Genomic DNA, 19,868 nt, shown 5'->3' with positions numbered 1-19,868 from the left:
TTCTACCCAGAAATCTATTCGATGTTTTGGATCTGAATGTATTTTATGAGTGTATGCATATGATATAAATAGTTAATCATGGTTAAATTGATGGTTACGTCACCACTTTTGTCACCACAATGAAGTGTTCCGCATTTAATTCACGGGGCTTTTCTTGATCTGCCCATAAATATCTACCTTGGTTTCAAAAAGCTCGATGTGACGAAGTGCCACAGTCGATTCCACCTTATCTTTCACCGCTTGCTTTTCCGCCTGGGTCATCTCATAGCCAAGCGTCAACGATTGTATCGTCTCAAAAGGAATCTTCTTCAAACACACTTCTTTATGATGCTGAGCTAATCCCGCCCCTGCTTGCTCTAAAATTTCCTTCGGGATCTCAAAGTCAATATCGTCGCCAGATTGCACATCTGATTCGAAAAGAGGTATGACTAATCGTGTTTCTTCCTCGTAGCTCCAATACTCTTCTTTTGCGAGAAAAAGCCCCTTAAAGAGCGTTTCAAACGGGCGATAATCTTTGAAAAAAGATCCCGTTGGCCCGCCAAACAATGACGAAAAATCCTTTGCCGGATATCCTAAAACTCGAATAGTCCCCTTGTAATACGTGATTGAGCCTCGCTCGGTGGGATCATAGCTCACAGGTTTTGCAGGGTATTGTTTAAAAAAATCAGAATCACGATCGAAACCAACGACTATCCCGCGTCCCTCAGCACCGTATCTCCCCCACATCTCTCTATTGCTGTCTTCCGCCGTCAGAGATAACACTCCGATAAAACAGCTTAGAGTATTAACCAGAAGATCATTCACCTTCTCAACAAGTTTTTCGTGCTCGTGGTAATCATAGTCATCAACCGAATCGAAATTAACCTGCTCATCAAGCATCGATAACATGTGAGGAAAAGCATCAATATAACGCTTTGACATGGGCTCGAGGTGAAATCTAATTAAATCTTCATCGCTGGGTACATAACCAGCAAGTACCTGAAATTTCGCATGTTGACGCCGAGCCCAATCTAAGTCAGCGGGAGAGAACTCGTTAAAGTAGGGTTTTAGTCGGGATTCACTATGCTTATCGTTCAAAAAGCGGGGTTGTGTGATTCTGAACAAGCCATCATTCAGAAAGGTTGTTCTGGGATTACGCCCATCTAAACCAAGGTATTTATAGAGGATTTTTCCCATGTCACGCACTCTCACGTGGCCCTTAGGCCCTACTTCATCAATTGGTTGATCCCGTCGATTGGATTAACTCCTAATGCCTCACAGTACGTAACAAACTCAATTACATCAAGTCGTCGCTCGCACTGCTCGACCTTGCCCACAAAGGAGTGAGGGACTCCCAGCTTCGCTGCTAGATCGCGCATAGTTAGTCCTTGGTCGCATCTAGCTTTTTTGAGCCAGGCAACTAAGCGCTGATGTTGTGGGCTATGAAGTGTCTTGTGCATTGTCCCATTCTTAGGTACAAGTGACCATGTACCCAATTCAGGTACAAACAATGTTAAGCAAGGACGGATAAGTTATGAGCTACGGCTATGAGCCAAAGGTTTGGAAAGAAAAGGCGCGCCAGCACTGGCAAGAATTTCAACCTACACGATTTAACGAACTGAGTGCATCGAACCAGTTGGAAGATGCACTTGATTATGCGGTCGAGCAAACGTGGGCTGAAATGCAAAGCTTGATGAATGGGGGCTTTCAGGCGCACGAAGCCTGGGAGATGGTTCGCGAGAATTACTTATTCGTCCGTGAAGAAGATGGGTTGTATGACGACGAAGAACTGCCAGTTAATGTCATGCACGAATATAACCAATGGCTTCACGATGAATCAATTCGCCAAAACGAGGAATGGTTAAAGCAGTTTGAGCAAGACGCTGAAGTCGAATCGCGTGTGGCCAGTGACAACAGCAAAAATAAGCGACCGAACATTGCGTGGTTGACAGTTCTCCGTTGGATAATCATGTTACCAATAGCGGTGGTGATTGCCTATCTAGCAAGTCGTCTTGCGATTTTAGTGACAGGCTTCGGGCTCGCCTCTGAAGGTTATTCAAACTTCTCTTTTTGGACCCGATTTTACTTAGTAACTTCAGAGCATGTCGTGTTAGGAATGGCTTTTGTTTTTACCGCTGTTGGAATCGCCCCAAGTCACAAGCATATAGTTGGCATATCTACTTCTGTTTTTACACTCCTACTCACTGGCTTCCTGATTTACCCGATGCTCCGCCTTAGCGATTACTGGGCTCTATGGGGCGCTTTTTGTCTAGTTACTTCAATAATCGTCAGCACAATAAATGTGTATCGACGTTATCGATGATTTGCACGACGTACCAAATCACCGTTATTTTATTGATTTAATGTTAGCGATCGGAGATGGTAAGCACTCTCAGTAACGCAGGGATTGTTATGGGTAGCGGCGTACACAACAAATTAATAGGACAAATTGGCGAGAACCTAGTTGCGGCCAAACTCGGCACACTTGGATATTATGCATCGCCCTATGCCGGTAATGTACCGGGCTTTGACTTGACTGCGGTCGATAGCAAAACACTTTCGTCGTTTCCGATTCAGGTAAAATGTAGCACTGCTAACACCCTCGTACACTCACAAATTGACCGTTGGATTGAGACCAGTATTGATTCAACCGGCAAATACTCTTTTGGCGAATTACTCCAACTCGACCACCCGAATATGCTTTGGATCATGGTTAATCTACCCCATGGTCAGATTGAGAATGCCCGCTATTTTATTTGCCGTGAATCTGATATTCAGAAGCTGGCTGTCGAACGCTTTATTGCCTTTATTAAGCGTCATAATTACCGGCGCCCCAACGGCGGCAACTCAAAACAAGCCATACTAACTCTCAAAGAACTTGATAGATATGAAGATAATTGGTCGCTCATTGCGCCAGCTAGCAAGACTGTAACAACTCATGATGGAAGGGAATCAAATGACTTATAGCTCAAATGGATTCAAAACCTTTCTCCGCAATGAGCGGAAATCCAATGGCGAGGCATATTCAAATAATACGGTTAGCCAGTATGTCTCAGCTGTAAATAGAGCCGCACACCATGCAGGTTTTGATTTGTGGTCCTCTCAAAGCGAAGAAGTCGATAACTTTGTGCAAAAGTTTGAACCGGGTCATGAATTTGAAGAGTTCGGCGCGCAAGGTAACAACACGGTCATATCTGCTTTGCGATTATTAAAAAGATACTTTGCCAGTAGCAACAGTTATTTACTCACGTGGAATCCCGAAAAATATCACGTTGGCGGTAATTCAGGCGTTGAACTGGGGAACGAACAACAGTGGAGTTGCAATAGCACCAAACCACAAGTGGGAGATCGTGTTTACCTCATGCAAGTAGGTGTTGAACCAAGGGGAATTATTGCAGCTGGTATCGTTACTCAGGAGTCTTTTGAAGACAAAGATTGGGGTGATGAAACCAAAACAAGAAAATATATAAAGTTCAAACCAGTAGCCGTACGGAACACCCCTGAAGCTGGTCAACAGATCTTGAACCAGCTGAATCAACTATCCCAAGAAACCGGCATTAATTATAGCTGGAGCCCCCAAAGTTCTGGCATCAGCATTCCAAATAAAATATCCGATAAATTGGCGAGTTATTGGTTTATTGAAGATAGCTTGGTTGAGGAGATATCAATGACCAACAACAGCACCACACAAGTATCTCAGCCTCTCAATCAAATCCTATTCGGCCCACCTGGCACCGGGAAAACGTTCACAACCATTGAGCGCGCGGTGCGAGCTGCAGAGCCAAATTTCAGTTGGGCCAACCGAGATGAGCTAAAAGCAAAGTACCAAGAACTCATTCGCGAAGGGCGCATTCGGTTCGTCACCTTTCACCAAAGCTTTAGTTACGAAGACTTTGTGGAGGGGCTTACCGCACATACTGATGATGAAAAGTTAGTCTATGAAAAACGACTCGGGATTTTCCGTCAAATAGTCAGAGATGCGAAGGAGCACCAGAACACAGAAGTGAAGAATCCTACCAATTCATTTAGTGATTGTTGGGATGCTTTTTTAACGGAATTTGAAGATCATCCAGAGGGTGTTCAAATCTCGATGAAGCGGTCCAAATTCATCATCACAGAAGTAGACGGAAATACTATTAGGTTTGATAAAAACCAAGGTGATTCTGTTAATACTTTATCTGTCAGCACCCTGGAGGCAATATTTAATGGTGAACGCAGGTTTAATGGGGGGTTAAAACCTTACTATCAATCGCTCATATCGCATCTTGAGTCTCTGGGTGAGCAACTGGACAAGAAAGCTGTTAAGCGCCAGAACTACGTGCTCATCATCGATGAAATCAATCGCGGTAACATCTCACGGATTTTTGGTGAGTTGATCACACTAATCGAACCCTCTAAGCGCTCTGGTGCATCAGAAGCGCTAGAAGTCACACTTCCACTGACTGGCGACCGATTCTCTGTGCCCGATAACTTGTACATCATCGGTACAATGAACACTGCCGACCGCTCACTTGCAGGGCTCGATTTAGCTTTGCGTCGTCGCTTCGATTTCGTTGAAATGCCTCCCCTTCCTGAAGAACTCAAAGGAATCAGCATTGACGGCATTGACGTTGACAAGATGCTCGACGTTATCAATCGCCGAATTACGGCGCTACTCGACAAAGACCACTGTATCGGCCATGCCTATTTTATTCATTTGAAAGATAAAGCAGAGGTTGCCTTAACCGACCTCGCTGAGATTTTTAAGCAGAAGATCATTCCGCTACTTCAGGAATACTTCTTTGAAGATTGGCAGCGCATCCGTTGGGTACTGAATGACCAAAGCAAAGCCTCAGCAAATGCATTTATCGTAAAAGATGATGCGATTAATTTTGATGAGCTGTTCCCCGGCGATGTGCAACTAAACTCGCGTGACCGGTGGCGATTGAATGAGTCTGCTTTCGAGCAGGCGACATCTTACAAACAGATTTATGAAGTAGGTAGTGCTGAGTAATGACGTCAACGGTTGTCGTTCGCGAATACGCCTATTTGACCACTGCACCGGTAGCGGTGAACACTCTTGATCGCGCACATATTAGCGAGTCAGCGTTTCGTTGGCTCGTTGAACTTGGGCAGCAGTTTCGACGCAATGGCCTCCCGTTATTTGAACTTGATAGTCAGAAGCTTCTTCGTTTGGATAATTACGTCGGCGTACTTGAGTCACCCTGCGGAACAGTGATTGAGGTGCTACCGAAGCACACAACAGAACAAACTTCGGCGGCCGAGGCTCGCGCTTTGCTTAAACGGCTAATCAAGACCTCGATGCAGCTTTCAGTGCGCGAGGCCGACTTTGCCGATGTTGAGCGATTTGAAATGCCTATTCGCGAATGGCTTATCACTTGTTTTTTGGGCGAGCTGGAAGTTTTACTAAAGCGAGGTCTGCAGTTCGATTACCAAGTTCGAGAGGAAGAAGCGCGCTTCTTACGCGGCCAACTGGATATCGCAAAACAGTTGCGCCAGCCACCAGGAAAAGCGCATTTATTCAACATTCGCCATGACTTGTTTTTACCGGATAGGCCAGAAAACCGTCTTATCAAATCTGCACTTGTTGCTGTGTGCTCAGCCACTCAGGACAACGACAACTGGCGGTTAGCGCACGAAATGCTCTCACAGCTCCTACAATTACCTGAATCGTCCGATCCTAGGGCTGACTTCAAATCTTGGTCAACAGACCGCTTGCTGACGCATTACCGCCCGATTAAGCCTTGGTGTGAGTTTATCCTCAACCAACATGTTCCACTTTCTGTCTCTGGTGGCTGGCGCGGCATAAGCATGCTCTTCCCAATGGAAAAGCTATTTGAGAATTATGTTGCTGAGCAGCTTCGACGTGCCATCGGCAACAAAGGTACCGTTAGGACGCAGCTTGCCACCGAGTACCTTTGCGAGCATAAGGGCAAAGGAGTATTCAAGTTACGACCAGATATTGAAGTTGTCATTGGTGATAAGCGCTGGGTCATGGATACTAAGTGGAAGCTACTTGATGTATACAATGGTGGCTCAACTTACGGGTTAAATGAGCGAGATTTTTATCAGATGTTGGCATATGGATCTAAATTATTACATTCTCAAGGAGACTTAGTGTTGATATACCCTGCATGGAAAAATTTTCCAAGCAACGAGAACATTTCACCATTTGAGTTTGATAATCAGACGACACTTTTGGTAACCAGCTTCAACTTAAACGATAATACTCGAACTAATGATTGTCGGTGGAACCTGACGTTGGCGGAATCATTTGCACAGGTGCACAATTGAGTAGACCATCTGCCATGCGAGGCATCAATTTACTGACGGTTAGAACCATACTCAGTCGGTAAGCCTAGAATTTGAAACTCGGTTCATCTTGACCGGATATGAGCGTGCAGATAATTTCATTAGAATATAGTTACAATTAATAGAATGACTTTTTGATATTATCATAGATTGAAAAGCTGAAAGCTTATCAATAATCAGCTTTTATTTAGGGGTATATAGTGGTTAAAGGAAATGCAGCAAAGCGCTTATGGGCAGCAGCTGACCAGTTATGGGCGAATACCGGTCTTAAACCGGCTGAGTTCTCGGCACCTGTGCTGGGGCTCATCTTCCTGAAGTACGCCGACAAGAAGTACTCAGCCGCCGAGGAGAAGCTCGGACCGGTGGGTTCCGGTGGCCGCCGCAAGGTGAGTAAGGATGACTATCTGGCCGAGGGGGTGATCTTCCTCCCCGAGACCGCCCGCTTCTCGCACCTGCTGTCGCTCACTGAGGGCGACAACATCGGCAAGGCAATCAACGATGCCATGAAGGCCATTGAGGACGAGAACCCCGACCTCAAGGGTGCCCTGCCGCGAACCTACACGCGCCTGGACAACTGGGTGCTGCAGGAACTTCTCAAGCAGCTCGCTCCGGTTGATCTATCAGGGGATGCCTTCGGCAAGGTCTACGAGTACTTCCTGGGCAACTTCGCCTTGAAGGAAGGTCAGAAAGGCGGTGTCTTCTACACGCCCGAGTCCATCGTTAAGCTGATCGTCGAGATCATCGAGCCCTACCATGGGCGCATCTTCGACCCCGCTTGTGGCTCAGGTGGCATGTTTGTCCACTCGGCAGACTTCGTGGAGCGCCACCACAAGACGGCCATGGACGAAATCTCGATCTTCGGCACCGAGAAGGATCAAACTACCGTCAACCTCAACAAGATGAACCTCGCGGTGCATGGCCTCTCCGGCGATGTCCGGGTATCCAACACCTACTACGAGGATCCTCACGGAGCAGTCTACAAGAACGGTGACGGCTTCTTCGACTTCGTGATGGCCAATCCCCCGTTCAACGTCTCGGGGGTGGATAAGGAGCGCCTGGAGGGCGACCCACGGTTCCCCTTCGGTGTGCCCAAGACCGACAACGCCAACTACCTCTGGATTCAGCTCTTCTTCGCTTCCCTCAAGCCGACCGGGCGAGCTGGCTTTGTCATGGCCAACTCTGCGGGAGATGCCCGAGGCAGCGAGCAGGTGATTCGCCAGAAGCTGATTGAGTCTGGTGCAGTGGATGTGATCGTCTCGGTGGGGCCTAACTTCTTTTACACCGTCACGCTACCCTGCACCCTTTGGTTCTTCGACCGAGCCAAGAGTGAGACCGAGCGCGGCGACAAGGTTCTGTTCATCGATGCTCGCCACCTCTATCGCCAGATCGACCGGGCGCACCGCGACTGGCTGCCGGAGCAGATCGAGTTCCTAGCCAACATTGTTCGCCTTTACCGTGGCGAAGCAATCGAGCTGGATCAGGGCAGTGAGCCGCTGCTGGCCGAGAAGGGGCTGGCCGAGGGCTATGCCGATGTGCCTGGGCTCTGCAAGTTAGCGACTCGTGATGAAATCGAGGCGCAGGGCTGGTCGCTGAACCCAGGTCGATATGTTGGGGCAGCGGCAAGAGAAGCCGAGGATGTGGACTTCACGGAGAGGCTGGAGGAACTGGCTGAGGAGCTGGAGGTGCTGAACTCTGAGGCAAGGGAGCTTGAGGAAGTGATTGGGAGTAATGTTGCTGGTGTTCTTGAGGCAGCATCATGAGTTGGAACAACATCACTGTTGGCGACCTTGTCGAACGTGCGGAAGCCGAGGTCAAGACCGGACCTTTCGGAACTCAGCTCCGAGCAAGTGATTATGTCGAGACGGGCACACCTGTCATCAATGTTAGGAATATCGGCTTCGGAAACATCCGGCACGACAAGCTGGAATATATCCCTGACGACGTAGTGACAAGGCTCTCTGGTCACCTACTACGAAAAGGTGACATCGTTTTTGGCAGGAAGGGAGCTGTCGAAAGACATGTCTATATCACAGACGCTCAAAATCGTTGGTTTCAGGGGTCAGATTGCTTACGGCTCAGGCTTCTGAGTGAAGCAAACGTACTATCCAAGTACCTATCATTCACATTTCTCACCCACGAACACCAGTCTTGGATGATGCAGCAGTGCTCGCATGGAGCCACCATGGCCTCTCTGAACCAAGACATAATCAAAAGGATCCCTTTACGGCTTCCTTCGATTGAGCAACAGAAGATTATCGTCGATATCCTCTCCACCTACGACGACCTCATCGAGAACAACACGCGCCGCATCGATATCCTTGAGGAGATGGCCCGGCTGCTGTACGAGGAGTGGTTCGTCCACTTCCGCTTCCCTGGGCATGAGGACGTGAGCTTCAAGGAAAGTGAGCTTGGGGAGATTCCTGAGGGGTGGGAGGTTTGTAAACTCATCGATCTTGTCGATTTTATTGGTGGAGCACAGCCGCCAAAATCACAGCATATCTATGAGGCAAAAGAGGGATACGTACGATTCGTACAAAATCGCGACTATAGGTCTGATGGCTATCTGACATATATCCCCGAGAGCAAGAGGAACAAGATCTGCGGCCGACTAGATATTCTGGTCGATAAGTATGGAGAGGCTGGAAAAGCTAGATTTGGCATTGCTGGAGCATACAACGTCGCGCTGGCCAAGATTGTGCCAAAAAATGAAAGTTATAGAGAGTGGTTGCGAGGTTTCCTCTCAATGACTCAAACCCAAGAATACCTTTTAGGGGCTTCGCAAGCGGCAACACGACCTTCGCTGAATAAGGGCCACTTTAACTTTCCAGTGGTGCGCCCAAGCGAAAGCGTTGCAGAGCGATTTGGTCACCAAGTTCTACCAATGCTTAAGTTGATGTTGGCATTGAAGGATAAAACGGCCAACCTACGCGCCCAACGCGACCTGCTGCTCCCCAAGCTGGTCTCCGGTGAGATCGACGTATCCGAGATTCCCATGCCCGACGACAAGGAGGTCGAAGCCGCATGACGCCCCCGCCATCCCCCGCTTACGCCTACTCCGAGGATGCCCTGGTCGAGCAGCCCGCTATCGAGCTGTTCGCTGATCTGGGCTGGGACACCGCCAATCTCTACGGAGAGTGGTCGGGTACGGTATCAAGCGAGGGACGGCAGACACAGCAGGATGTGGTGCTGGTGCCCAGGCTGCGCGTGGCCTTGGAGAAGCTCAACCCCGAGCTGCCCGCCGATGCCCTGGAGAAGGCCATCGAGGAGCTGACCCGAGACCGCTCCAAGTTGCTGGCGGTGAACGCCAATCTGGAGGTCTACCAGCTGCTCAAGGATGGCGTAAAGGTTGAGGTGTCCGAAGACGACGGTGGCACCGCTATCGAGACCGTTCGGGTGATCGACTGGAACCAGCCCGAGGAGAACGACTTCCTGCTGACCTCGCAGTTCTGGGTAAGGGGCGAATTGCATACACGACGCACCGATCTGGTCGGCTTCGTGAACGGGCTGCCACTGCTGTTCGTGGAGCTGAAGGCCAGCCACAAGACCCTCAAAGCTGCCTATGATGGCAACCTGAGCGACTACCGCTCGGTGATCCCCCAGCTGTTCACCTACAACGCCGTGGTGATGCTCTCTAACGGCTCTGAGACACTGGTGGGCAGCACCTTCTCCCCCTGGGAGCATCTCTTTGAGTGGAAGCGGATCAACGACGAGGGTGAGAAAGGCGTGGTGTCTCTGGAGACCGCCATCCGAGGTATCGCCGAGCGGACGCGGCTGCTGGATATCGTGGAGAACTTCACGGTGTTCGAGGAGGCCCAGGGCGGCACCATCAAGAAGATCGCCAAGAACCACCAGTACCTGGGGGTGAACAAGGCCATCGCCGAGCTGCAGCGCATCAAGAATCGCCCTCCCGGTGAGGCAGGTCGGCTTGGGGTCTTCTGGCATACCCAGGGCTCGGGCAAGTCGCTCTCCATGGTGTTCTTCACCCAGAAGATCCACCGCACCATCCCCGGCAACTGGACGTTCGTGATCGTCACCGACCGTAACGAGTTGGACGAGCAAATCTACAAGACCTTCGCGGCCACGGGTGCAGTCAACGAGGTAGAGGCCCACGCCGAGAGCGGTGCTCATCTCAAGCAACTGCTCAGCGAGGATCACCGTTACGTCTTCACGCTGATCCAGAAGTTCGGCACCAAGCAGGGCGAGACCTACCCCAAGCTCTCCGACCGCCAGGATATCATCGTCATCACCGACGAGGCTCACCGCTCCCAGTACGACACCCTGGCGATGAATATGCGGACGGCGCTGCCTCATGCCGCCTTCCTAGGCTTCACCGGGACACCGCTGATGGCTGGTGAGGAGAAGACCAAGGAGGTGTTCGGGGACTACATCTCTGTCTACGACTTCGGACAGTCCATTGCCGATGGGGCCACGGTACCGCTGTACTACGAGAACCGGATCCCCGAGCTGCAGCTGATCAATGAGAACCTCAACGACGATCTGACTCGGCTGCTGGAAGATGCCGAGCTGGACGAGGATCAAGAGAAGAAGGTCGAGCGCGTATTCGCCCGTGAGTATCACCTGATCACCCGTGACGACCGTTTGGAGGCCATCGCCGAGGATCTAGTACAGCACTTCGTCGGCAGGGGGCATCAGGGCAAGGCCATGATGGTCTGCATCGACAAGGCCACCGCCGTGAAGATGTACAACAAGGTTCAGGCCCACTGGAAAGACTACCTGGCCCGACTTCAGGCTGACCTGGCATCGGCCCCAAAGGAGCAGCAGGAGGCTCTCAAGCACAAAATCAAGGTGCTGGAGACGACCGACATGGCAGTGGTGGTCTCCCAAGGTCAGAATGAGGTGAAGGAGTTGGCGGATAAAGGTCTCGACATCCTGCCCCACCGCAAGCGCATGGTGGAGGAAGACCTTGACGAGCAGTTCAAGGATCCTGATGGCCCCCTGCGGTTGGTGTTTGTCTGCGCCATGTGGATCACCGGCTTCGATGTGCCGTCCTGCTCAACTATCTACCTCGACAAGCCGATGAAGAATCACACCCTGATGCAGACGATTGCCAGGGCCAACCGCAAGTACCCCGGCAAAGAAGCGGGTCTGATCGTGGACTACGCGGGTGTCTTCAGAAAGCTGCAGGAAGCGTTGGCCATCTACGGTGGAGCTTCATCCAAGGTCGCTGAACCGAGACCTGGATATGGGGATGAGCCACCCCAAGACGGTGATACACCGATCCACCAGAAGGCCGAACTGGTGGAGTACCTCAAGCATCTGTTGGCCAAGGGGATCACTTTCCTGACCGAGAAGCAGGTAGACACAGAGGCTATCAAAACGGCTGGAGGCTTCGATAAGGTTGCCCTGCTGGATGATGCCGTTGAGAAGCTACTTGAGAGTGAAGAGACCAAGAAGGCCTTCTTGAACCTAGCCAGGGCCACCTCCCGAGTCTACCGAGCCATCCTCCCCGACCCCTCAGCCAATGATCTGGCCCCCGATGCGGTACTGCTCTCCGTACTGGCCCAGAAGATCAAAGCCCTTGAGCCCGAGGTGGATATCTCTCAGGTGATGAAGGACGTGGACGACCTGCTGGATCAGTCGGTCGCTCCAGTGCCCTACGTCATCGAGGATGAGGATGACAAGCCCCTATTCGACCTCAGCCAGATCGACTTCGAGAAGCTCAAGGAGCGGTTCAATAAGGGCAAGAAGCGCACCGAGGCAGAGAAGCTACGGGCGCTGCTGAACCAGAAACTGGAGAGCATGGTGGCCAAGAACCCCAGCCGCACCGACTTCATGGAGAAGCTGCAGAAGCTGATCGAGAAGTACAACTCGGGAAGCCTTAACATCGAGGCGTTCTTCCAGCAGCTGATGAAGTTCACCGAAGAGCTGCAGGAGGAAGACCAGCGGGCAATCCGTGAGGGGCTGACCGAAGAGGAGCTGGCGCTGTTCGATATCATTACCAAGCCAGCACCGGAGATGACCGACAAGGAGGTAGCGCAGGTGAAGGCAATGTGTCGGGAGCTTCTGGAGACCCTCAAGGAGGAGAAGCTGGTGCTGGACTGGCGGAAGAAGGCCCAGGCTAAGGGCGATGTCCGCCGTACCCTGGAAATCGTCTTCGACCGGGGACTACCGGAGAGCTTCGATGAGGCGGTCTACAACGAGAAGTGCGAGGCAGCGTTCCATCACCTGATGACCAGCTACTACGGTGGTGGGCAGAGCGTCTATTCAGCCAGGTGTTAAATTACCTCCAATACGTTGCTTTAGGAGGGATAAAATTCTGTCTGCTCATGAAGCTACTCAATTTAATTTTGTTTACTGAATAATAATCGGCAATGTTGCTTGGCAAAAGCTCATCTCAATTTTTAACTAGTCCACCAAGCCCATACCAATGCAATCATGCCAACGAGCGCCAGCGAAATTTTTAACAAAATACGAGAACCCCGTATATCATAGAGCTTTACCAAAAACTGAGCATTAGACACTCTCGAATAGTACTCTTTCGTGGCTAGATAAAGAATGAAGGCAAAAATAACAATCAGAAGAGGCCAAAACCATGATAAGTTGCCAGTCAATTCCACTTTAGGAGACCTTTGAAAATTAAAATTTGTAAATCCCCAAATGGAAATGAGTGCAAACCCCAACCATACTTTTGATTTTGCTTTTATAGTTTCAACTTTTTGTTCAGCTCTCGTAATTGTATATTCTTGAGATTCAAAGGAAGTTTCTACATTTTCTAAATATTTTTGCTCTCTATCGCGCTCCGACTCATCTATCAGGTTTTCTCTATACAACGCAATTACTAATGACTTAGCGTAGCCGATTATACCTTTAGCATTGTTAGACTCGTGCAGCCTGTTATCAATTCTTTGGGTTCTGCTAAGTGAGGTTAGTTCACGCTTAAGTTGACCAAGTAATCGAAGACCACACCCTGATGTTTCAGGCGTGATAGTGGTCAAAGAATCTTGTTCATCAACGTGGTGCCGATGACTATGGATTGAATACTTTAAATAATAAAATGCCTGTCGGGCTAACAGGTACAAACTCTCATCATCGAGTTCATCACCACCTTCGTTTTGCTCAATTCTAATCAAGCCAGTAGGCGTTACATTGAACTTAAACGAAGCTTTAAAACAGTCACTGTGAAGACCTGTAATAGAGCGAGGGTCATTGATTTGGCTATCAAGCTTATCAAACTCTGAACTAATATTACTTTTAGTTAGCTCATGAGAAATTTGATGGACCGAAACGTCATGAACTTCGTTTTTATCCGCTGGTTCAGCTTCCTTCGGATATAGCAGAATATTACCGCTTAAACTTCTACAGTCCATATGATCGGAGACCGAAACTTTAGCTGTAACAAAGACTCGAAAAGCTCCTAATGATTCTTCATGCTCATCAGTGTCTCGCCAATTAACTCTTGATTGAAGAACGATTAGTCTGTCGTGCTTGCTCGACACTCCCGATGCAGAATGATTTAGCTCAATAATTCGCTCATCACTGATTTTCTTGTCTGTAAATCCACCTTTAATACCGACCTTCATTAGCCCGAAATCAAGGTTACCGTTTACGCAAGGAATCCATCCTATATATTTATGTTTATGCATAAAAAATCCCGTCTAGTTGACGGGATCTTATTGTAATAATTAGGTGCCAGCAAGCAAACTTTATGCTAAGCGTTTAAACCACGAATCGCTGGGCTTTTCATCATGCACTACACGCCGCTTGTTAGTTTTATCAATGACGATTCCATGACATAAACCAGAACCAGACGGGGTGACGCCATTTTCGCGCAGTTCAACCTCTCGACGCTTCATAGCCCGAGATTTCTTATATAGCGCTACTTGGAAGCCCACATACACTGCGAGACAGCCAACTACAAAAACTATTAATGCGTCAAACATGATCCTTCTCCCTTGCCTAACCCGTCAAAACGGGTGCCCGAATTTATCACAAATTAGGTCATTGGTCGAGCGAGTATGCTCTTAAGATGGTTTGTAAACTTTTCGTTGTCAAGCATTTTACGGTGAATGGTGAGAAGACTCCCGACGTCTTGATATGAATTAGTTGCTACGGATCCGGGTCACTCCACTCAACGCGATCAGGGTCTATTCTTCGGATGGGTTTAGCGGTCAGCATACCGTTTTTTCTCTCAACACGATAAGACCATCCCAATTGCATCATATGCCCTGACGCGTCAATAAATCGAAAAATGCGATACTGTTTGCGAACGCCGCTAAAATCCACCATCAAGGTAGATGCCCAACCAAGGGGGCGAGTCGGCTTATCGATTGACTCCACGATGCCGTATTTTCCCGCCATCTCGATGGCTCCGTAATAATGGTCGGCTGCAAAATCAGAACGCATTAATACTTGGCTACCCACCTCAATAGCTATCGTTTCTGGTTCTTCATCAAAAGCTCGTTCTGACCCGCAAAATTTCTTGTAGTCGATTTGAGATACGACCTTACCACCGATCTTTCTTGTCTTATCTCGCCCTTGTATTCTTATGTGTGACATTTTACACGGTCCAAAATTCTGCAATCTTAAAGCGAATCTCGACTCACTATCTCCAACGATCACCAAGTAATGCGTTCCCGGTATTAATGCAACTCCGTTAGGGTCACGAACTTTGTGAACAGCCATGTAACGAATCACACTATTGCGCTTTACTCGAACTCTAATCTCGTGCTGGAAGCTAACCCCTTCAACTTTCCACTTTGTCAAGTCTGAGAGCGTAACAATGTCGCCAGCTTGTACTCTGAATTGCTTGTCGTGTGAGCTACGTTTCATTTCAAATCCTTTTGCCCAACTAAAGGTTGTTCTTGAGATTTATAGATTAGGTCGAATCACCGCGATTAAGTTCAGTATAATTTCGTCAATGAGGTGCTAAACCGCCGCACATTGCTCAACTTGACTTCTTTTCCTCTAAGTTTCGCTAGATAACTTAAATGCCACACCACTTGGAATAATTGATCAATGTCAGGCCTATTTAGATTGTAGTATCTGATCGCTGTATATCGCCCATAATTTCGCCAATATCGTTCAATCCATTCCGTCACACGGTAGGACGAGTTAACTCTGCTGCCATCTAATGCAATTGCTATATGGTAATGTGGGGTCTTAGCAGAGTGAATTTCACGAGCCCAACATATTGCTACTCTTCTCGAGTAGTGCTCTCTACAGATTTTAGTTTTTATCCGACACAAAAAACGACTTAATTGCTTATTATTCGGTTGCGATGTGTTACAGGATAGGTCGAATCGGAAAAGAAACACCTTTCGATGATGGGTCAGCATCCATAACGGAACATCAATAACCTTACGAAGGATTTGGGGATCTAACCCACTCCCACGGGTATTGACTTGCCAGTCGACCCCTCTGTGATGAAACCAATTTTCCCTATTACTGAAAGCCATAAGATACCCATAGATTAGATATTATTAATTACCCAGTAAATTGCGGCAGGTTTTGCTCCTCCATGAGCCACAACTATTGCGTTAGCTCTAATAATTGAACGATAAAAAAGTTGGGTTGACGCTCTTAACAGTCCGAGAAAGACACCTGTGGATCAAGTCAGTCCATTTTCGGACACTTCATCAATCCACTTTTCAAGATCGCTCAAGCGCCATGCAACGGATCGCGTACCGAGATGGACACGCTTAGGAAACTTACCTTGCTTCTCAAGTTCCCAGCGTCGCTGACGAGCTAACCCAGTAATTGCTCTGCATTCCCGCTCACGAACTAAACGATCTTTAGGTTTTCTTTGTACAGGTATGAAGGTTGTGGTTTGTATTTTCATGTCGTTGCCTCTAACAGGTTGTGAATGTCAGAAGCAAATTAACTGATGGGAGTCGGCGACATGCGCGCAACATTCACGCCTTCCGTAGAGTTGCGCGCATGTTTCACGAAAAATTTTGAATTGCCTTGTAAAAGAAGTTCTTTGTCGGATTAAACTTTGGTTTCAAAGGTGGTTCAGGGCTCCCGTTATGATTTCCCGTTTCTGCATTTTTTGGGATCGCATCTTTTTCTTTTTCTACCTGGCGGTCTTCTTCATATAATTTCAGTAGCCAATCTGCAGCGTTGCTTTTTCCCTCTCGCTTGGAGCGGGAGGGGTGACCCTTTTTCTTCATTTTTTCCCGGTCTGCAAGATAAGTATCTGCCGCCCACACCCGTAAACGATTCTTGTACTCCTCAAGCCCTTGATGTCGAACTGTTGCCGCATTTTTAGGCTGTTTTCTCCGTTTCACATTCTCGTCAAAAACCGGCTCAACCGAGTCATAAACAGCCCCAGCTTTCTGCCGCAGCATTTCAATCTCACTCCTAAGCAAGTCCGCCTCGCGCTCAAATCCAGCATCTTTAATCCTCTGCAAGCTTTGCTCTATTTGCGCCAGCCTGAGCACATTAGGCCCTTTGATAAATTCATCACGTTTACTCATCACTACCTCCCTGTATCAACGGCTCAAGGAAATCGGCCACTTTGGTGTTAGCTTCTCTGCGCTCTTCAAGGTAATCGTATTTGTTGTAGACCTTTAGGACACCGCGCAGCTCATGGTTCAAGCATCGCTCGGCAATGGCATCTGGCACTTTCAACTTAGCAAGCAATGTTCTATAGGTTCTGCGTAGGTCATGTACAGTAAAGTGGTCGACTCCGGCTAAACCAAGAACATTTGGGTAGGGCTTTTTCTTGCTATCAACTTTCTGTCCGAATAGTTTGGCTAACGCATGATTCAGCGTATCGTCAGAAATATATCCTCGCCGTTTACTTCGGCGGCGTGATGGAAACACATATTCAGATCCTGCACAGCGAACTTTTAATTCTTCAATCACGGGTAGCATTTGATCTGGAATAGGCACCGTAATTGGTTTACTGGTTTTGTTCTCGGGAAAGAACCAGGTCTGGTCCTCTAAATCAATTTGTTCCCACCGCGACGATATGATTTCAGATTTTCGACAGCCTAGGTGCAAGAGCAAAAGGCATGCAAGATAGTTGTCACGAGTGAAGATATCTTGTTGCTCGCGGAAAGTAGCAAATGCCACCTCTATCTCAGTCTCCGACAATGAGCGCTCTCGAGGCGAATAGTCTTGACCTATATCAACTCCTGTAAAATAGATCGCAGGGTTACTGCTGACCAAATTAAGCTTGATGCCATGATTAAACATACGCTTCATAATGCTCAATGCTCGCGCCGAGGTCGTCTTATGGCCTGTCTGCAGCAGCTCATCAAGAACATTGCGAACATCAATCGGTGTAATGTCTTTTAGCGAATATTTGCCCAAGCGGTTTTTGAGGTAATTACGGTATACGCGTTCGTCATTGCCGGGATGCTTAACGCGGTTCTTTACTGAACGCTCGAACCAATCATGAAACAAGTCATTCACCGTCTGAATAGCACCACCAGTTTCTCGGCGCCTTTCAAGCTGAGGGTCAACACCATTCCTAACTTTTGATTTAATCACGGCAGCTTGCGCCTTAGCGTCAGCCAATGAGCAGTTCGGATATCCTTCCAGCAAGGTGATGGTCTTGCGCTTTCCCGCATAGGTATATCGCACAAACCATGAAGCAGTACCTTGTTCAATTCTGAAATAGAGCCCATCACCCACACTTTTCCGAACGTCCTCTCCGGCTCTAAAAAGTGCTTTGATCTGACTACTGTTCATGACTATCTCCATGTGGTGACAAAACCTAAAGATGGAGACCCCATAAATTACTTGTCACCACCCTTGTCACCACCCTTGTCACCACAATATAGCGGACAATCACGAACATTGCATTACCATTAGATACGAAAAAGGCCGCAATGACGCGACCTTATCCAAACTTAGTATACTTAACAAAACTTAACATGACCTTACTCGATGTTTTGGATCTGCTCCCGCATCTGCTCGATCAGCACTTTCAGTTCGACGGCGGCGGCGGTGATGTCGGTGTTGATGGACTTCGAGCCGAGGGTGTTCGCTTCGCGGTTGAACTCTTGCATCATAAAGTCGAGGCGTCGGCCGCAGGCGCCGCCTTTGCGGAGGATCTTGCGGGTTTCGATCACGTGGGTGTCGAGACGGTCGAGTTCTTCAGCCACGTCGGTTTTTTGCGCCAGCATCACCATTTCAGCTTCAAGGCGTTGTGGGTCAAGTTCCACTTGGGCTTCGGCAAGACGGGTCAGTAAGCGCTCACGTTGCCACTCGAGTACTTCTGGCATGCGCTTGCGCACAATCACCACCTGATCAGACACACCTTCAAGGCGCTCCTCAATCAGACGTTCCAGCGCTTTACCTTCACTTTCGCGGTTGCTGATGAATTCTGCCAAGGTGGCTTCAAAAGCAGCCAACACGTCATTTTGAATGGCGTCCATGTCGGCTTCGTCTTGGGCCACTACGCCCGGCCAGCGCAGCACGTCAATCGGGTTGATGTTCGACGAGGCGCTTTGGTTGGCGACCCAATTGGCGCTCGAAATCACGCTACGGGCCAAATCTTCATTCAATTGCAGACCGCTTTCGGCAGATTGCTCAATGTTCACCCGCAGGTTGCACTCAACTTTACCGCGCTGCAATTGCTTACGTAATTTTTCGCGAAGCATGTTTTCCATGCTGCGGAACTGCTCTGGCATGCGGAAGTAAGTTTCCAAAAAGCGCTGGTTCACTGAGCGCATTTCCCACGTAGCTGTGCCCCATTCGGCCTTCATTTCGTGGCGCGCGTAACCGGTCATGCTTTGAATCATAAATAAGGTCCTTAAACTTGAAACTGGCGATAGTTTAGCACCGAACGAGGTTCAGTACAGCCACGCTGAAAATCTGCTATAATCGCCGACCAAATTTACCTAGCTTAACGTCCAAATAAGCCCAGATAGGAGCCAAACTATGCGTCCAAGTGGCCGTACCGCCCAGCAAATTCGTCCGGTGACCATCACCCGCAATTACACGCGTCATGCCGAAGGCTCGGTATTGATTGAGTTTGGTGACACTAAGGTGCTGTGCACCGCCAGCGTCGACCGCAATGTGCCACGCTTCTTAAAAGGCAAGGGCCAAGGCTGGGTCACCGCTGAATACGGCATGTTGCCGCGCTCAACCCACAGCCGCATGGACCGTGAAGCGGCACGTGGCAAGCAAGGTGGCCGTACTGTTGAAATTCAACGTTTGATTGGCCGTTCACTGCGCGCCTGTGTTGACCTTGCTGCCCTTGGCGAGAACACCATCACCATCGACTGTGATGTCCTACAAGCTGACGGCGGCACCCGCACCGCCTCGATCACCGGCGCTTGTGTGGCCTTGGTCGATGCGCTGAACTGGATGCGCAAAGAAGGTTTGGTCAAAACCAATCCGTTGAAAGGTTTGGTGGCGGCGATTTCGGTCGGTATCTACAACGGTCATCCGGTCGCGGACTTAGACTACCCTGAAGATTCGAAAGCCGAAACCGACATGAACGTGGTGATGACCGAAGCGGGCAAACTGATTGAAGTGCAAGGCACCGCTGAGGGCGAACCTTTCTCGTTTGAAGAAATGAACGACATGCTCGATTTAGCCCGTCACGCCATCCGCGAATTGATGGACTTACAAAAGCAAGCCTTAGCTTAAGCCGCAGCATC

The 19,868-nt window shown here is 48.9% G+C and carries 18 protein-coding genes; 8 read left to right on the top strand and 10 right to left on the bottom strand.

Annotated elements, in window-relative coordinates:
- Nucleotides 1–135: 135 nt before the first annotated feature.
- Together G535_RS0102305 and G535_RS0102300 are read right to left on the bottom strand one after the other, a co-directional pair.
- A complete protein-coding gene (locus G535_RS0102305) occupies nt 136–1,176 on the bottom strand; it encodes a DUF2971 domain-containing protein (protein ID WP_051206906.1) in 1,041 nt (346 codons plus the stop codon).
- Between the two features lie 29 nt (nt 1,177–1,205).
- Entirely contained in the window at nt 1,206–1,439 is a 234-nt protein-coding gene (locus G535_RS0102300) for a helix-turn-helix domain-containing protein (protein ID WP_026860586.1), read from the bottom strand.
- A gap of 74 nt (nt 1,440–1,513) precedes the next feature.
- Here G535_RS0102300 and G535_RS0102295 point away from each other — a divergent pair, with 74 nt between their 5' ends.
- The 7 genes from G535_RS0102295 (at nt 1,514) to G535_RS0102265 (ending at nt 12,531) form a co-directional block, all read left to right on the top strand.
- Nucleotides 1,514–2,302 carry an MFS transporter gene (locus G535_RS0102295; protein WP_026860585.1) on the top strand — a complete coding sequence of 263 codons (789 nt, stop codon included), beginning with the start codon at nt 1,514–1,516 and terminating at the stop codon, nt 2,300–2,302.
- Nucleotides 2,303–2,391: 89 nt separating this feature from the next.
- Nucleotides 2,392–2,946: a hypothetical protein gene (locus G535_RS0102290; RefSeq protein ID WP_026860584.1), complete on the top strand. Its 555-nt coding sequence runs from the start codon at nt 2,392–2,394 to the stop codon at nt 2,944–2,946.
- Nucleotides 2,936–4,972 carry an McrB family protein gene (locus G535_RS14250; RefSeq protein ID WP_051206905.1) on the top strand — a complete coding sequence of 679 codons (2,037 nt, stop codon included), beginning with the start codon at nt 2,936–2,938 and terminating at the stop codon, nt 4,970–4,972. The genes G535_RS0102290 and G535_RS14250 overlap by 11 nt, the downstream gene beginning before the upstream one ends.
- Entirely contained in the window at nt 4,972–6,273 is a 1,302-nt protein-coding gene (locus tag G535_RS0102280) for an McrC family protein (RefSeq protein ID WP_026860582.1), read from the top strand. The genes G535_RS14250 and G535_RS0102280 overlap by 1 nt, the downstream gene beginning before the upstream one ends.
- Nucleotides 6,274–6,491: 218 nt before the next feature.
- Nucleotides 6,492–8,051 (top strand): type I restriction-modification system subunit M, encoded by a 1,560-nt coding sequence (locus tag G535_RS0102275; protein WP_026860581.1) that lies wholly within the window; start codon nt 6,492–6,494, stop codon nt 8,049–8,051.
- The gene (locus G535_RS0102270; RefSeq protein ID WP_026860580.1) at nt 8,048–9,316 is read left to right on the top strand and encodes a restriction endonuclease subunit S; all 1,269 of its coding nucleotides are present in this window, start codon (nt 8,048–8,050) and stop codon (nt 9,314–9,316) included. The genes G535_RS0102275 and G535_RS0102270 overlap by 4 nt, the downstream gene beginning before the upstream one ends.
- Entirely contained in the window at nt 9,313–12,531 is a 3,219-nt protein-coding gene (locus G535_RS0102265; RefSeq protein ID WP_026860579.1) for a type I restriction endonuclease subunit R, read from the top strand. The genes G535_RS0102270 and G535_RS0102265 overlap by 4 nt, the downstream gene beginning before the upstream one ends.
- Before the next feature lie 122 nt (nt 12,532–12,653).
- Here G535_RS0102265 and G535_RS0102260 read toward each other — a convergent pair whose 3' ends face one another.
- From G535_RS0102260 to G535_RS0102235, 8 genes are all read right to left on the bottom strand, one after another.
- Nucleotides 12,654–13,895 carry a hypothetical protein gene (locus G535_RS0102260; protein WP_026860578.1) on the bottom strand — a complete coding sequence of 414 codons (1,242 nt, stop codon included), beginning with the start codon at nt 13,893–13,895 and terminating at the stop codon, nt 12,654–12,656.
- A 60-nt stretch (nt 13,896–13,955) separates the two neighbouring features.
- Nucleotides 13,956–14,192 (bottom strand): hypothetical protein, encoded by a 237-nt coding sequence (locus G535_RS0102255; protein ID WP_006954538.1) that lies wholly within the window; start codon nt 14,190–14,192, stop codon nt 13,956–13,958.
- 166 nt (nt 14,193–14,358) lie between these two features.
- Nucleotides 14,359–15,081, bottom strand: a complete 723-nt coding sequence (locus G535_RS0102250) for a hypothetical protein (protein WP_026860577.1) — start codon at nt 15,079–15,081, stop codon at nt 14,359–14,361.
- Between the two features lie 71 nt (nt 15,082–15,152).
- On the bottom strand, nt 15,153–15,587 hold the full coding sequence (locus tag G535_RS14380; RefSeq protein WP_420834813.1) for a YagK/YfjJ domain-containing protein: 435 nt from the start codon (nt 15,585–15,587) through the stop codon (nt 15,153–15,155).
- A gap of 272 nt (nt 15,588–15,859) precedes the next feature.
- Nucleotides 15,860–16,090 (bottom strand): helix-turn-helix transcriptional regulator, encoded by a 231-nt coding sequence (locus G535_RS14010; protein ID WP_006954543.1) that lies wholly within the window; start codon nt 16,088–16,090, stop codon nt 15,860–15,862.
- Between the two features lie 103 nt (nt 16,091–16,193).
- Nucleotides 16,194–16,727, bottom strand: coding sequence for a hypothetical protein (locus G535_RS0102245; RefSeq protein ID WP_026860576.1), 534 nt, complete (start codon nt 16,725–16,727; stop codon nt 16,194–16,196).
- Nucleotides 16,720–17,949, bottom strand: coding sequence for a tyrosine-type recombinase/integrase (locus G535_RS0102240; protein WP_026860575.1), 1,230 nt, complete (start codon nt 17,947–17,949; stop codon nt 16,720–16,722). The genes G535_RS0102245 and G535_RS0102240 overlap by 8 nt, the downstream gene beginning before the upstream one ends.
- 191 nt (nt 17,950–18,140) lie before the next feature.
- Complete coding sequence (locus tag G535_RS0102235; protein WP_026860574.1) at nt 18,141–19,004, bottom strand: YicC/YloC family endoribonuclease; 864 nt, start codon at nt 19,002–19,004, stop codon at nt 18,141–18,143.
- 139 nt (nt 19,005–19,143) lie between these two features.
- Here G535_RS0102235 and rph point away from each other — a divergent pair, with 139 nt between their 5' ends.
- Entirely contained in the window at nt 19,144–19,857 is a 714-nt protein-coding gene (rph, locus tag G535_RS0102230; RefSeq protein ID WP_026860573.1) for a ribonuclease PH, read from the top strand.
- Nucleotides 19,858–19,868 lie beyond the last annotated feature (11 nt).

The sequence above is a fragment of the Pseudidiomarina sediminum DSM 21906 genome (genome assembly GCF_000423165.1).
Classification (GTDB): domain Bacteria; phylum Pseudomonadota; class Gammaproteobacteria; order Enterobacterales; family Alteromonadaceae; genus Pseudidiomarina; species Pseudidiomarina sediminum.
This window is presented reverse-complemented; position numbering and strand designations above follow the sequence as displayed.